The 13,579-nt window shown below is 65.0% G+C and carries 13 protein-coding genes; 11 read left to right on the plus strand and 2 right to left on the minus strand.

Translation table 11 applies throughout. The features are described from left to right. Positions 1-24 precede the first annotated feature (24 nt). From ASD67_RS00465 to ASD67_RS00495, 7 genes are all read left to right on the plus strand, one after another. Positions 25-834 (plus strand): division plane positioning ATPase MipZ, encoded by an 810-nt coding sequence (locus ASD67_RS00465; RefSeq protein WP_056341704.1) that lies wholly within the window; start codon positions 25-27, stop codon positions 832-834. A gap of 30 nt (positions 835-864) precedes the next feature. Then, complete coding sequence (gene pgmG, locus ASD67_RS00470) at positions 865-2,253, plus strand: phosphoglucomutase/phosphomannomutase PgmG (protein ID WP_056341707.1); 1,389 nt, start codon at positions 865-867, stop codon at positions 2,251-2,253. An 88-nt stretch (positions 2,254-2,341) separates the two neighbouring features. After that, positions 2,342-3,157, plus strand: a complete 816-nt coding sequence (gene lptB / locus ASD67_RS00475) for an LPS export ABC transporter ATP-binding protein (RefSeq protein ID WP_056341710.1) — start codon at positions 2,342-2,344, stop codon at positions 3,155-3,157. A gap of 144 nt (positions 3,158-3,301) precedes the next feature. Beyond that, positions 3,302-4,759: an RNA polymerase factor sigma-54 gene (gene rpoN, locus ASD67_RS00480; RefSeq protein ID WP_056341712.1), complete on the plus strand. Its 1,458-nt coding sequence runs from the start codon at positions 3,302-3,304 to the stop codon at positions 4,757-4,759. 191 nt (positions 4,760-4,950) lie between these two features. Beyond that, positions 4,951-5,967 carry a UDP-glucose 4-epimerase GalE gene (galE, locus tag ASD67_RS00485; protein WP_056341715.1) on the plus strand — a complete coding sequence of 339 codons (1,017 nt, stop codon included), beginning with the start codon at positions 4,951-4,953 and terminating at the stop codon, positions 5,965-5,967. A gap of 87 nt (positions 5,968-6,054) precedes the next feature. Next, complete coding sequence (gene ykgO / locus ASD67_RS00490) at positions 6,055-6,180, plus strand: type B 50S ribosomal protein L36 (RefSeq protein ID WP_003046794.1); 126 nt, start codon at positions 6,055-6,057, stop codon at positions 6,178-6,180. 97 nt (positions 6,181-6,277) lie between these two features. Then, positions 6,278-6,895: an HAD family hydrolase gene (locus ASD67_RS00495; protein ID WP_056341718.1), complete on the plus strand. Its 618-nt coding sequence runs from the start codon at positions 6,278-6,280 to the stop codon at positions 6,893-6,895. A gap of 4 nt (positions 6,896-6,899) precedes the next feature. Here ASD67_RS00495 and ASD67_RS00500 read toward each other — a convergent pair whose 3' ends face one another. Together ASD67_RS00500 and ASD67_RS00505 are read right to left on the minus strand one after the other, a co-directional pair. Then, complete coding sequence (locus tag ASD67_RS00500) at positions 6,900-7,295, minus strand: hypothetical protein (protein WP_056341720.1); 396 nt, start codon at positions 7,293-7,295, stop codon at positions 6,900-6,902. Continuing rightward, positions 7,295-9,448 (minus strand): S9 family peptidase, encoded by a 2,154-nt coding sequence (locus ASD67_RS00505; protein WP_082544745.1) that lies wholly within the window; start codon positions 9,446-9,448, stop codon positions 7,295-7,297. The genes ASD67_RS00500 and ASD67_RS00505 overlap by 1 nt, the downstream gene beginning before the upstream one ends. A gap of 82 nt (positions 9,449-9,530) precedes the next feature. Here ASD67_RS00505 and ASD67_RS00510 point away from each other — a divergent pair, with 82 nt between their 5' ends. From ASD67_RS00510 to ribD, 4 genes are all read left to right on the plus strand, one after another. Beyond that, the gene (locus ASD67_RS00510; protein WP_056341723.1) at positions 9,531-11,357 is read left to right on the plus strand and encodes an aminopeptidase P family protein; all 1,827 of its coding nucleotides are present in this window, start codon (positions 9,531-9,533) and stop codon (positions 11,355-11,357) included. 2 nt (positions 11,358-11,359) lie between these two features. Further along, the gene (locus ASD67_RS00515) at positions 11,360-11,815 is read left to right on the plus strand and encodes an acyl-CoA thioesterase (protein WP_056341726.1); all 456 of its coding nucleotides are present in this window, start codon (positions 11,360-11,362) and stop codon (positions 11,813-11,815) included. A gap of 280 nt (positions 11,816-12,095) precedes the next feature. Beyond that, on the plus strand, positions 12,096-12,596 hold the full coding sequence (locus ASD67_RS00520; protein WP_235535514.1) for a hypothetical protein: 501 nt from the start codon (positions 12,096-12,098) through the stop codon (positions 12,594-12,596). Between the two features lie 32 nt (positions 12,597-12,628). After that, positions 12,629-13,576: a bifunctional diaminohydroxyphosphoribosylaminopyrimidine deaminase/5-amino-6-(5-phosphoribosylamino)uracil reductase RibD gene (gene ribD / locus ASD67_RS00525; protein ID WP_056342823.1), complete on the plus strand. Its 948-nt coding sequence runs from the start codon at positions 12,629-12,631 to the stop codon at positions 13,574-13,576. Positions 13,577-13,579: the final 3 nt, after the last annotated feature.

The raw sequence follows: 13,579 nt of genomic DNA on the forward strand, positions 1-13,579 counted from the left end.
GCCGACAGGAAATTCGCAACGCCCATGACGACCCCCGCGCCGCACCGCATCATCTTTGCCAATGAAAAGGGCGGGACGGGCAAATCGACCTGCGCCGTGCATTTCGCGGTGGCGCTGGCGAGCCAGGGCTGGCGGGTTGCCGGGCTCGACCTCGACCCGCGCCAGCGCACCTTCCATCGCTATCTGGAGAATCGCCGCGCGACCGAAAAGCGCCGCGACATCGCGCTGCCGACCCCCAATTTCGAAGTGTTCGAAGGATCGACGATCGAGGAACTCGACGCGCAAGTCGCGCGGCTCAGCGAAGGCGCCGATTATTTTGTCGCCGACACGCCCGGCCGTGACGATATCTTCGCGCGCCACCTCGCGACCAGCGCCGACACCCTTGTCACCCCGATCAACGACAGCTTCATCGATTTCGACCTGATCGGGCAGGTCGATCCCGAAAGCTTTCAGGTCACCCGGCCTAGCTTCTATTCGGAGCTGATCTGGGACACCCGCAAGGCGCGCGCCAAGAGCGACGGGCGGACCATCGACTGGATCATCTTGCGCAACCGCCTCCAGCATGTCGACGCGCATAATATGCGCCGCGTCGGCGAGGCGCTGACCCAATTGTCACGCCGCGTCGGCTTTCGCGTCATCCCGGGCCTTGGCGAGCGCGTCATCTACCGCGAACTTTTCCCCGCCGGCCTCACCCTGCTCGACAAGGCGCATCTAGGCGGCATGGGGATCGGCCATGTCGTCGCGCGGCAGGAGCTGCGCGAAGCAATGGCAGGGCTTAACCTGCCGGCGCGCGAGCGGCTGCATCCCGACGGCGACCTGTTCGCCGCCGCCTGACCTCCTTCTCCCCCCGAAAGCGAGCGACCCATGACCCAGACGCATGTTTTTCACCCGACGATGCTGCGCGAATATGACATCCGCGGGGTCGTCGGCGACACGCTGTCGGCCGCCGACGCCTATGCTATCGGGCGCAGCTTCGCGACGTTGATCCGGCGCGCGGGCGGCAGGTCGGTCGCGGTCGGTTATGACGGCCGCCTGTCGTCGCCAATGCTCGCCGAGGCGCTGATCGAAGGGATCAACGCCGCCGGGATCGATGCGCTGAATGTCGGGCTCGGCCCGACGCCGATGCTCTATTATGCCGCGTCAACCGAAGAGGTGGACGGCGGCATACAGATAACCGGCAGCCACAACCCCCCCGACTATAACGGCTTCAAGATGGTGTTTCAGGGTCGCCCCTTCTACGGCGCCGACATCGCGGGCATCGGGACGATGGCGGCCACGGGCGACTGGGACAGCGGCGAGGGATCGTTGCAGAGCATCGATATCGTCGACGCCTATGTCGATCGGCTGGTCGAGGGCTTCGCCGGCGCCGCCTACCGCATCGGCTGGGACGCCGGTAACGGCGCCGCCGGCACGGTCATCGAGAAATTGACGGCGCGGCTTCCCGGCGAGCATTTCCTGCTGTTTACCGACATCGACGGCCATTTCCCGAACCACCATCCCGATCCCACTGAGGAAAAGAATCTGGCGGACTTGCGCAAGCTCGTCGCCGAGAGGAATCTCGATTTCGGCGTCGCTTTCGATGGAGATGGCGATCGCATTGGCGCGATCGACGGGCAGGGCCGGGTGATCTGGGGCGACCAGCTGCTGCAAATCTATGCCGCGGCGGTGCTCCGGGATATTCCGGGCGCCACGGTGATCGCCGATGTGAAGGCCAGCCAGGCCTTGTTCGACCGCGTCGCCGAATTGGGCGGTCAGCCGATGATGTGGAAAACCGGCCACAGCCTGATCAAGGCGAAGATGAAGGAAACCGGCAGTCCGCTCGCGGGTGAGATGAGCGGCCATATCTTCTTCGCCGACCGCTATTATGGCTATGACGACGCGCCTTACGCGGCGATCCGCCTGATCGAGGCCGCGACCAAGCTCGGGCAGAGCGTCACCGAATTGCGTGGGCTCATGGCGCCGATGGTCAATACGCCGGAGTTGCGCTTCCAGGTCGATGAGGTGCGCAAGTTTGCCATTGTGGATGAGGTTCTCGCCCGCCTCGCGGCGTCGGGGGCCGAGGTAGACCGCACCGACGGCGCGCGCGTGCTCACCGACGACGGTTGGTGGCTGCTCCGGGCGTCGAACACGCAGGACGTGCTCGTCGCGCGGGCCGAGGCAAAGGACGAGTCGGCGCTCGACCGGCTGATGGCCGCGATCGACGAACAACTCGCGCTGTCGGGCGTCGTGCGCGGCGAGCAGGCCGCGCACTGATAGCCCCTGCAATAATCTTGCCAGATTGACCTTTGCGGCGCTCCTCGGGTAGTGCGGTGCCAATCTTTGGACGGACAGCGACGACGATATGACCGACGACTCTACCCTCGCGACCCCGCCGGCCAGCGGCGATCATGGCGTTTCCGAACACACCGCGCATGTCCAGGAAGAGGCGGCGGCGGGCAACGGGCTCGCGGTCGTGTCGATCGCCAAAAGCTATGACAAGCGCGTCGTGCTCTCCGACGTCTCGCTCTCGGTCGGCAAGGGCGAGGTCGTCGGTCTGCTCGGGCCGAACGGCGCCGGCAAGACGACCTGCTTCTATTCGATCATGGGGCTGGTGAAGCCCGACGCGGGACGCATCATGCTCGACGGCGCCGACATCACCGCGCTGCCGATGTACCGCCGCGCGATCCTCGGTCTCGGCTACCTGCCGCAGGAAACCTCGATCTTTCGCGGCATGACGGTGGAACAGAATATCAGTGCGGTGCTTGAACTCAGCGAGCCCGACCGCGTGTCGCGCGAACGCCGGCTCGAGGAATTGCTCGACGAATTCGGCCTGACCCGGCTGCGCAGCGCCGCCGCGATGGCGCTGTCGGGCGGCGAACGCCGCCGCGCCGAAATCGCGCGGGCGCTGGCCGCGAACCCGTCGATCATGCTGCTCGACGAACCGTTCGCGGGCATCGATCCGCTGTCGATTTCGGACATTCGCGACCTTGTCGCCGACCTCAAGACGCGCGGCATCGGGGTGCTGATCACCGACCATAATGTCCGCGAAACGCTGGACCTCGTCGACCGCGCCTGCATCATCTATGACGGCAAGGTGCTGCTCGCCGGGTCGCCCGCCGAACTCGTCGCCGACCCCGAGGTGCGCCGCCTCTACCTCGGCGAGGGTTTCTCCCTGTGAGGGAATGGGGCCGTGTCGGTGTCGAATAAGCCTGTTCTGGTTTCCGTTTGTGTCGAGCGAAGTCGAGACACGCCGAGTTCGTGCATGGCTTCACGTGTCTCGACTTCGCTCGACACAAACGGGATAGAAGGCCGCTAATTCCCAGTGGCGCTCGGTCCGCGCCTCGATCTCCGCCAGTCGCAATCGCTGGTGATGACGCCGCAGCTGCAGCAGGCGATCAAGCTGCTGGCGTTGTCGAACCTCGAACTCGACGCCTATCTGGCTGAAGCGCTTGAGGGCAATCCGTTGCTCGACACCGCCTCGCCCGACAGCGATGGCGCAGGGGACGAAGCGCCCGAGGGCGACGCGACGCCTGCCGAGGCCGCGACGCTCGACGCCGATCAGGCGCTCGCGTCCGACAGCGGCGCGACCGACGATCTCGACGTCGATCTGGGCGCGGAAAGTTTCCACCACGACAGCGCGAGCGACAGCGTCGGCCTGTCGGGCGACAGCGAAGGCATCGATTTCGACAGTTTCGCCGGGGAGGCCGACAGCCTTTACGAGCATCTGCTCGCGCAGGTCGGCGAACGCTTCTCGGGACTCGAGGCGCTGATCGCCGAACAGCTCGTCGCGATGATCGACGAAGCGGGCTATCTGCGCGCCGATCTTGCCGAGCTCGCGCAGCGGCTCGGCGTCCCGCTCGCGCTGGTCGAAACGGTGCTGGCGGGGGTGCAATGTTTCGACCCTTCGGGGGTCGGCGGCCGGGATCTGGCCGAATGCATCGCGATCCAGGCGCGCGAGGCCGATCGTTACGACCCCGCGATGGCGACGATGATCGCGCATCTCGATCTGGTCGCCAAGGGCGCCTTCCCGCAGCTCAAGCGCATCTGCGGGGTCGACGACGAGGATCTTGCCGACATGATCCGCGAATTGCGCGGCTATGATCCCAAGCCGGGGCTGCGTTTCGGTACCAGCACGTCGCAGACCGTCGTGCCCGACATCTACGTCCGTCACACCGGCAAGGGCTGGGCGGTCGAGATCAACGGCGGCACCTTGCCGCGGCTGCTCGTCAACCGTCGCTATTATAGCGAACTCGCCACCGGCGCCGCGGCGAAGAGCAAGGCGTGGCTGTCCGAACAACTCGCGGGGGCCAACTGGCTCGTCCGCGCGCTCGACCAGCGCCAGCGCACGATCGTCAAGGTCGCGAGCGCGATCGTCAAGCAGCAGGAGGGCTTTTTCCTCCACGGCGTCGCGCATATGCGCCCGCTGACCCTGCGCCAGGTCGCCGAGGAAATCGGCATGCACGAATCGACCGTCAGCCGGGTGACCAGCAACAAATACCTCTCCTGCGCGCGCGGATTGTTCGAACTCAAATATTTCTTTTCGAGCGGCATTTCGGCGATGGAGGGCGACGGCGCGGTGTCGTCCGAATCGATCAAGAGCCGGATCAAGGCGATGATCGAGGGCGAGGACGGCAAGGCGATCCTGTCCGACGAGACGATCGCGCAGAAGCTGTCGGCCGAGGGCCACGACATCGCGCGGCGCACCGTGGTGAAATATCGCGAGGCGATGGGTTATGGCTCGTCGGTGCAGAGGCGGCGGCAAAAGGCTTTGGCGGGGTAGGCCCAGTCGTCCGCGAACCCGGTTTAAACTCCATTCGTGTCGAGCGAAGTCGAGACACCTATCGGCAGCGCAAGCCTTCGTGTATCCTGACTTCGCTCGATGCGAACGGAAAACGGGCTGCTTTCAGGGCGTCGCTAACCAATTCCTAACCACGCCGCGGCTAGCTTTCCGGCCAAAGGAGCCGAAATCCTGTGACCTCGCAGCCGCATCCCTTCACCGTCCTCGTGACCGGCGGCGCCGGCTATATCGGCAGCCACGCGGTGCTCGCGCTGCTCGACGCCGACTGGCGCGTTGCGGTGCTCGACAATCTGGTAACGGGCTTCCGCTGGGCGGTGCCGAAGGGCGCGGCCTTTTACGAAGGCGACATCGCCGACGCGGCGCTCGTTACGCGGATCGTCGCCGAACAGAATGTCGGCGCGATCATGCATTTCGCGGGGTCGGTCGTGGTTCCCGAATCAGTGACCAACCCGCTCAAATATTACGACAACAACAGCGCGCGCAGCCGGTCTCTGATCGACACCGCGGTCCACGCCGGGGTGCGCCATTTCATCTTCTCCTCGACCGCCGCGACGTACGGGATCCCCGATATGATCCCGGTGCGCGAGGATGCGCCGCAGCGGCCGATCAACCCCTATGGCATGTCGAAACTGATGACCGAGGCGATGCTCGCCGACGTCGCCGCCGCGCACGACTTCAACTATGCCGCGCTGCGCTATTTCAACGTCGCGGGCGCCGATCCCAAGGCGCGCAGCGGCCAGTCGACCGCCGGCGCGACGCACCTGATCAAGGTCGCGGTCGAGGCCGCGCTCGGCCGCCGCCCTCACGTGGACGTTTTCGGCACCGACTTCGACACCCCCGACGGCACCGGGGTACGCGACTATATCCATGTCAGCGACCTCGCCGCCGCGCATCTGCTCGCGCTCGATGCGCTGATCGCCGATCCCAAGGCCAGCCACCAATTGAACTGCGGCTATGGCCGCGGCTTCTCGGTGCTCGAAGTGCTCGATGCGGTCGACAAGGCGACGAATCGCAAGATCGACCGCCGCATGGGCGATCGCCGCGCCGGCGATCCCGATGCGTTGATCGCCGACAATGGTGCGATTCGTGGCCTCCTCGGATGGGAACCGCAGCACGCCGAACTCGACACGATCGTCGCCCACGCGCTCGCGTGGGAACGCGCGCTGGAAGAACGGCGCTTCGCGGCCTGATTTCCGCGCCAAGGGCGGTTGACTTTTATCGCCCATCCCCATAGTTGCGCCGCTTCGCGTACAACGCCAGACCATCGGAATAGAGCCATGAAGATTCGCAATAGCCTGAAGTCGCTGAAGGACCGCCACCGGGACAACCGCGTGATCCGCCGTCGCGGCCGGACCTATGTGATCAACAAGACCAACCGCCGCTTCAAGGCGCGCCAGGGCTGATGCCCCTGCGCGGGGCTGAACCGCCCCGTTTGCTTTTGCTGAACCGCGTAACGCCGTCGGACCCTTCCGGCGGCGCTTTCGCGTGTCTGGCGTTTGTATGATCGATCGCTGCGTTATCTTCGACGTCGGCAAGGTCCTGTTCGACTGGGATTTGCGGCATCTGTTCGGCAAGTTGATTGCCGACGAGCAGGACCTCGAATATTTCGTCGGCAACATCATCACGCCGGGGTGGCATTTCCAGCATGACGCCGGCCGCCCTGCCGCCGAGATGGTCGCCGAGCGAAAGCTTGAATATCCCGATCACGCCGCGTTGATCGATGCCTATGGCACGCGCTTCAACGAGACGATCCCCGGCCCGGTCACCGGCAGCCTCGAGCTGGTCGAGCGGCTCGACGCGGCGGGGGTACCGCTGTTCGCGATCACCAATTTCGGGCATGATTTCTGGGAGGGTTTCCGTCCGACCCAGCCGGTGTTCGACCGCTTTCGCGATGTCATCGTCTCGGGCACCGAGAAGCTGATGAAGCCCGACCCCGCGATCTACCGCCTCGCGATCGCGCGATTCGAAATCGATCCGGCGGGGGCGCTGTTCATCGACGATGTCGCGGCCAATGTCGCGGGCGCCGAATCAGTCGGAATCGCGGGGCATCAGTTCGTCGATGCGGCGGCGCTGGAGCGCGAGTTGGTGGAGCGGCGTTATCTATCAACTGGCGATTAAACGGCTATTTCCCTAACGAATCGAACCACTCGCGGGCGAATTCTTCTTGGGCGGCCACCGAAGAGGGGATCACATCTGGGCCCTCCTCAAAAATTCCGACAAGTTGCTTGGCTTGGACGCCCATCTCCAGCTTATAGGCCTTCAGTCCGCCTCCCATATCTCGTGACATTGCCGACGGCCAAACCTTGAGGCTCGCGCCATAGCAGAATGGGACGAGGCCTTTGGGTTCAAGCACTCGTTTTCGTATGGCTTGCAATGCTGAGAAAAAATCTTGCTCGTCAGCCCGATATCCCTCCCCGCGAACCGTGCAGATAAGGCGGCAATTGTCTCCAACCTCTTCTTCGACGAAGAGAGCTTGCTCATCGCCTTCGCCGCCGATCAGGAAGATGGAGTGCTCCACTACTTCTCCACCCCCAGCTGGGTCAGCACGAAGGCGAATTCCTCGGCATCCTCGCGCAGGGCGCCCCAGCGGCCCGACTTGCCGGCGTGGCCCGCGCCCATGTTGGTGCGCAGCAGCAAAGTCGCGTCGTTGGTGCGCGTCGCGCGCAGCTTGGCGACCCATTTGGCGGGTTCCCAATAGGTCACGCGCGGGTCGTTGAGGCCTGCCGACACCAGCATCGGCGGATAGGCCTTGGCGGTGACATTGTCATAGGGGCTGTAGCTCAGCATATAATCGAACGCCGCCTTGTCGGTGATCGGATTGCCCCATTCGGGCCATTCGCCGGGGGTCAGCGGCAGCGTTTCGTCGACCATCGTGTTGATCACGTCGACGAAGGGCACCCCCGCGAGCACCGCGCCCCATAGTTCGGGCGCTTCGTTGTAGATCACCCCCATCACCTGCCCGCCCGCCGAGCGACCCTCGACCGAAATCTTGCCGGCGCTGGTATATTTCTTGGCGATCAGGCCCTTCGCGACGTCGATGAAATCGTTGAAGGTGTTTTTGCGGCGGTCGGTCTTGCCCTCCAGATACCATTCACGCCCCAGATCGTCGCCGCCGCGGACATGCGCGATCGCATAGACCATACCGCGATCGACGAGGCTGAGCCGCGTCGTCGAGAAACCCGGCGGCACGCGGTAGCCATAGGAGCCATAGGCGTAGAGATGCATCGGTGCGCTGCCGTCGAGCTTGGTGCCCTTTTTGTAGACGAGCGAGGCGGGGATCATCGTCTTGCCGTCGCGGCTGGGCAGGTTAACCCGTTCGGTTACATATTGCGTCGCGTCGTAACCTGAGGGAATTTCCTGGACCTTCAGCGTCTCGAGCTTTCCGGTCGCAATGTTGAAGTCATAGACGGTGTCGGGGGTGACCATCGATTCATAGTCGAGCCGGAGCTTGTCCTGATGATATTCGGGATTGTCGCCGAGTCCCGCCACATAAGTCGCGGCGGGGAACTGAATCCGGCCCGGGGTCAGCGGCGCGTCATATTGGCGGACATCGACCTGGTCGAGCCCGTCCTCGCGCGCCTCGAGCACGAAATAATCGCGGAACACCGAGAAACCGGTGATGTAGCTATGATCCGATCCGGGGATCAAAGTCTTCCACTCGCCGGGCGTTTTCACGCTCGCGGTGGCGACGCGGAAGTTGGGATGTTCGTCGTTGGTGTGGATATAGAGGGTGCCGTCGCGTTCATCGACGCTGTACTCGCGGCCCTTTTTCCGCGCCGACACCAATTGCATCGGCGCCTCGGGATTGTCGGCCGAGAGCAGATAGACCTCGCTCGTTTCGTTGTCGCCCGTCGCGATGACGATATAATTGTCGGCGGCGGTCTTGCCGATGCCGACCCCGAAACCGATGTCGGCCTCCTTGTAGAGCAATTTGTCGGCGCTGAGCGGGGTACCGAGCTTGTGCAGCCGGACATTGTCGGTGCGCCAATTCTCGTTGGCGAGGCCATAGAGGATCGCGTCATTGCCCGAGGTCCAGACCAGCGACGACAGGGTGCCGGGGATGACGTCGGGCAGCATCTCACCGGTTTCGAGGTTGCGGATGCGCACCTCGAAACGTTCGGAGCCATTGTCGTCGAACGAATAGGCCATCAGCTTGCCGTTGGGGCTGATCGACAGTTCGGCGAGGCGGAAATAATCCTTGTCCTTCGCCATCGCGACCTCGTCGAGGATCAGCGCGGCCTCGCCGTTGCCCGCCGCGGGCTTGCGGTACCATTTCTTATACTCGGCGCCTTCCTCATATTCGACCCAATAGGTCCAGTCGCCGTCCTTCTGCGGCACCGAGGAATCGGCCTCCTTGATCCGGCCCTTCATCTCCTGGAACAGGGTTTCGACCAGCGCCGCATGCGGCTTCATCTGCGTGTCGAAATACGCATTCTCCGCCTTCACATAATCGAGCACATCCTTGTCATCGACGACCGGATAGCTGTCATCCTTCAGCCAGTGATAGGGATCGGACAGCGTCTTGCCGTGCAGCGTCATCTCGTGCGGCCGCTTGTCCGCGACGGGGGCGGCGGACGGGGCAGGGGTCTTGTCGGTCAATGCTGTCTCTTTCTCTTCGGCGAAAGCGCCCGGGGCCGCGACAAGCGGGGTGGCAATTGCCGCCATAAACATCCAAATAGCGCGCATCAGGAAACTCCGCGGTGCCGCCCCCGATGGGCCGGATCGACCGCGATGTAGGAACAAGGAAGCCGCCATGTCCAGCCCCGTCCATGCAGAGCGACTCGCCCGCGTCCGCGCCGAACTTGCCGCGCGCGGTCTCGACGGCTTTGTCGTGCCGATCAGCGACGAGCATATGAGCGAATATGTCGGCGCCTATGCGCAGCGCATGGCCTGGCTCACCGGCTTCGGCGGCTCGGCCGGCACCGCGGCGGTGCTGCCCGCGAGGGCCGCGGTGTTCATCGATGGCCGCTACACCGTGCAGGTGCGCGACCAGGTCGATGGCGCCTTGTTCGACTATGTCGGCGTGCCGGCGTCGAGCGTCGCCGAATGGCTCGGCGCCCATGTCAGCGCGGGGCAGAAGGTCGGTTATGATCCGTGGCTCCACGGCATCGACTGGGCCAATGCGACGGCGAAGGCGCTGGCCGCCAAGGGCGCCGAACTGGTCGCGGTCGCGTCGAACCCGATCGATGCGGTGTGGGACGACCAGCCCGCGCCGAGCGATGCCGTCGTCGCGGTGCACGACGTCAAGCTCGCGGGGCAGAGCGCGATCGACAAGCGTGCGATCATCGCCGACTGGCTCAAGGACAAGGGCCTCGACACCAGCGTGATGACCGCGCTCGATTCGATCGCCTGGACATTCAATATTCGCGGGTCGGACGTCAGCCACACCCCGGTCGGCCTCGCCTTCGCGCTGCTTCATGCCGACGCGACCGCCGACCTGTTCATAGCGCCCGAAAAGATCACCGACGCGGTGCGCGCGCATCTCGGCAACAGCGTGCGTATCCACGACCGTGAGGCGTTCGAGGCGGCGCTTGCCGCGCTCAAGGACAGGAAGGTCGCGGTCGATCCCGGCAGCGCGGTCGCCGCCATCTTCACCGCACTCGAAAAGGCGGGGGCAAAGATCGCGCGCCACCGCGACCCCGCGGTGCTGCCCAAGGCGATCAAGAATGATGTCGAATTGAACGGCACCCGCGCCGCGCACGTCCGTGACGGCGTCGCGGTGGCGCGCTTCCTGCAATGGATGGAGGATGTCGCGCCGCAGGGCGGCCTCGACGAGCTTGGCGCCGCGGCGAAGCTGCGCGATTTTCGCGAGGCCGGTGGCGGCCTCGTCGACCTGAGCTTCGACACCATCTCGGCGGCCGGCCCCAATGGCGCGCTGCCGCATTACAAGGTCGATGAAACGACCAACCGCGGAATCGAGACCGGCACGCTCTATCTGGTCGATTCGGGCGGTCAGTATGCCGACGGCACCACCGACATCACGCGCACGATAGCGATCGGCCCGCCGACCGCCGAAATGCGCCGCCGCTTCACCCAGGTGCTCAAAGGTCATATTGCGCTCGCCATGGCGCGTTTCCCCACGGGCACGCGCGGCAGCCAGCTCGACATTCTCGCGCGCCAATATCTGTGGGCCGACGGGGTCGATTATGCGCATGGCACCGGGCACGGCGTTGGCACCTATCTCGCGGTCCACGAAGGCCCGCAGCGCATCGCCAAGCCGTCGGGCGGGCAGGCGGGGACCGAGGAACCGCTGCACGCCGGCATGATCCTCTCGAACGAACCCGGCTATTACAAGGCCGGGCATTTCGGCATCCGCATCGAAAATCTCGTCATCGTCGTGCCGCAGCGCATCGACGGCGCCGAGGAGGATATGCTGGGGTTCGAGACGATCACCTTTGCGCCGATCGCGCAGAACCTCGTCGAAACCGCGCTGCTGTCGCCCGCCGAGGCCGACTGGCTCGATGCCTATCATGCCGAGGTGTTCGAAAAGCTCGCGCCGGGGATGGACGATAGCGACCGAGCCTGGCTCGAATCGGCGTGCGCGCCGCTCGACCGCGCGCCCGCCGCGCTTGCCGCCTGACCATGGCCATCGAACAGGTTCCGCTCGTCGATTTCCGCGTCCACGAAACGGTTCGTGTGCGCTTCAATGAAATCGACGGGCAGAATATCGTCTTCAACGCCCATTATCTCGTCTACGCCGACATCGGGGTGACCGAATATTTCCGCGCCGTCGGCGAAGGGCAGCCGGGCCCCTATTTCCACCAATATGGCACCGACATTCGCGAGGTGCATTGCGAGATCGATTATCACGCCCCGGCGCGACTCGACGAGCTGATCACCATCGCGGCGCGAATCAGCCGATTCGGGCGCGACAATTTCACCCTGCACTGCGGTGTCTTTCGCGGGGCGGAGCGGCTTACCGATATCGAGATCAGCTATGCCCATATCGATCTCGACAGCGGCGGCGCCACCGCGTTGCCGGGCAGCTTTATCGCCGAAGTGCGCCGGTTCGAGAAACGCATGCCCGTACAGGCCTGATTGGTTCGTTAGCGTTATCAACAACGCAAATGCGTGGCCGTGACGGCTACGGGCGCAAACCAAAAAAAGGGCCACCCGAAGGTGGCCCGTGAAAGTTTTGGGAGAGGATGCCTAAAAGGCATGCTCATATTGCAGCGCACAAAAAATGTTGCAACTGCGAAATGCACATCCGCTATTGCATTTTTTGCAATCGTGACACCGGTGGGCGCCGGACGGGCTGAAAAACCGCCGCAATCGCTATCCTCTCGCAAAATGCGCGCACCTATCCTAAATTGGCGCGATGAGAGTGATGATGAACAATTGGGACGTGCGCGGCGGCGTCTCCGACTTCTGGCACTATATCCGCGCCCCGCGTCCGCACCGCTGGGCGTTCTGGACCGCGACGATCGCGGTGACGCTGGCGGTCTTTTACGGCATCGCCACCAATATCGTCCGCACCGAAGAACCCAAGGCGCAGATCATCTATTTCGAAAACTGGACCGCGGGACGCAGCACGGACGAAGTCAATGCCGGCTGGATCGAACGCGCCAAGGAAGTGAACCGCGCCAACGCCATACGCCGCGCCGAATATCAGAAGCTCGCCGACCGGATGGGGGTCGACTATGATTCGAGCGAGGCCGACAAGGAAACGCGCGAAACGCTGGGCGCCGAAGCCGACACCGTCGTGAAGGCGCCCGAACCGCCCAAACATTCGACCCTCGCCGAACGCGCCGCGCGCGGACCGAAGGCGGCGCCGGCCGCGCCGGTCCCTCCCGCAACCTCCGCTCCGACCGCCCGCTAGGCATGCGCCGCCCGCCCGCCGATGCCGACTGGATGGCGGCGGCGATCGCGCTGTCGCTGCGCGGACGCCCGGCCTCGGCGCCCAATCCCAACGTCGGGTGTATCCTGATCAACGAAGGTCGCGTCGTCGGGCGCGGCTGGACCCAGGCGGGTGGCCGCCCGCATGCCGAGGCGATCGCGCTGGCTGCTGCGGGCGACGCGGCGCGCGGCGCGACCGCCTATGTCAGCCTCGAACCCTGCGCCCATGCCAGCCCGCGCGGACCCTGCTGCAGCGATGCGCTGATCGCCGCCGGGGTGGCGCGCGTGGTGATCGCGGCGCAGGACCCCGATTCGCGGACCAACGGCAAGGGTATCGCGCGGTTGCAGGCGCCCGGGATCGCGGTCGTCGTCAATGTGATGGCGACCGAAGCGCGCCTTGCCATGGCGCCGTGGTGGACGCGGCAGGCCCAGGACCGGCCCTTCGTCACCCTCAAGCTCGCGACGTCGCTCGATGGCTGCATCGCGCGCGCCGACGGATCGAGCCGCTGGATCACCGGCGCGCGCGCCCGCGCCCACGGCCATCTCGAACGCGCGCGGCACGCGGGCATTCTCGTCGGGCGCGGCACCTTCGATGCCGATTCGCCCAAACTCGATGTCCGCCTTTCGGGACTCGAATCGCGCAGCCCGCAGCGCTTCCTCCTCACGCACGGTGCCGCCCCCGCCGGCTGGACCGCGGTCGCTTCGCCCGAATCGGTCGCGGGGGTCGATTCGCTGCTCGTCGAGGGCGGCGCCGGCGCCGCCTCGGCCTTCCTCGCCGCCGACCGCGTCGACCGGCTGTTGCTCTACCGCGCCCCGATCCTGATCGGCGGCGGCAAAGCCGCGCTTGGCGACATCGGCCTCACCGACCTCGCCGATGCGCATGGCCGCTGGCGCCTGGCCGACAGCCGCCTGCTTGGCAGCGACCGGCTCGACGTCTACGAGCGGGTCAGAGAAGGACCCTAGACC

The organism is Sphingopyxis sp. Root1497 (genome assembly GCF_001427085.1).
In the GTDB taxonomy this organism is placed as follows: Bacteria; Pseudomonadota; Alphaproteobacteria; order Sphingomonadales; family Sphingomonadaceae; genus Sphingopyxis.

Coding starts and splice junctions, on each gene's coding strand:
- ASD67_RS00465 (WP_056341704.1), top strand. CDS start 25: ATGACGACCCCCGCGCCGCACCGCATCATCTTTGCCAATGAAAAGGGC.
- pgmG (WP_056341707.1), top strand. CDS start 865: ATGACCCAGACGCATGTTTTTCACCCGACGATGCTGCGCGAATATGAC.
- lptB (WP_056341710.1), top strand. CDS start 2,342: ATGACCGACGACTCTACCCTCGCGACCCCGCCGGCCAGCGGCGATCAT.
- ykgO (WP_003046794.1), top strand. CDS start 6,055: ATGAAGATTCGCAATAGCCTGAAGTCGCTGAAGGACCGCCACCGGGAC.
- ASD67_RS00495 (WP_056341718.1), top strand. CDS start 6,278: ATGATCGATCGCTGCGTTATCTTCGACGTCGGCAAGGTCCTGTTCGAC.
- ASD67_RS00505 (WP_082544745.1), bottom strand. CDS start 9,448: ATGTTTATGGCGGCAATTGCCACCCCGCTTGTCGCGGCCCCGGGCGCT.
- ASD67_RS00510 (WP_056341723.1), top strand. CDS start 9,531: ATGTCCAGCCCCGTCCATGCAGAGCGACTCGCCCGCGTCCGCGCCGAA.
- ASD67_RS00515 (WP_056341726.1), top strand. CDS start 11,360: ATGGCCATCGAACAGGTTCCGCTCGTCGATTTCCGCGTCCACGAAACG.
- ASD67_RS00520 (WP_235535514.1), top strand. CDS start 12,096: ATGAGAGTGATGATGAACAATTGGGACGTGCGCGGCGGCGTCTCCGAC.
- ribD (WP_056342823.1), top strand. CDS start 12,629: ATGGCGGCGGCGATCGCGCTGTCGCTGCGCGGACGCCCGGCCTCGGCG.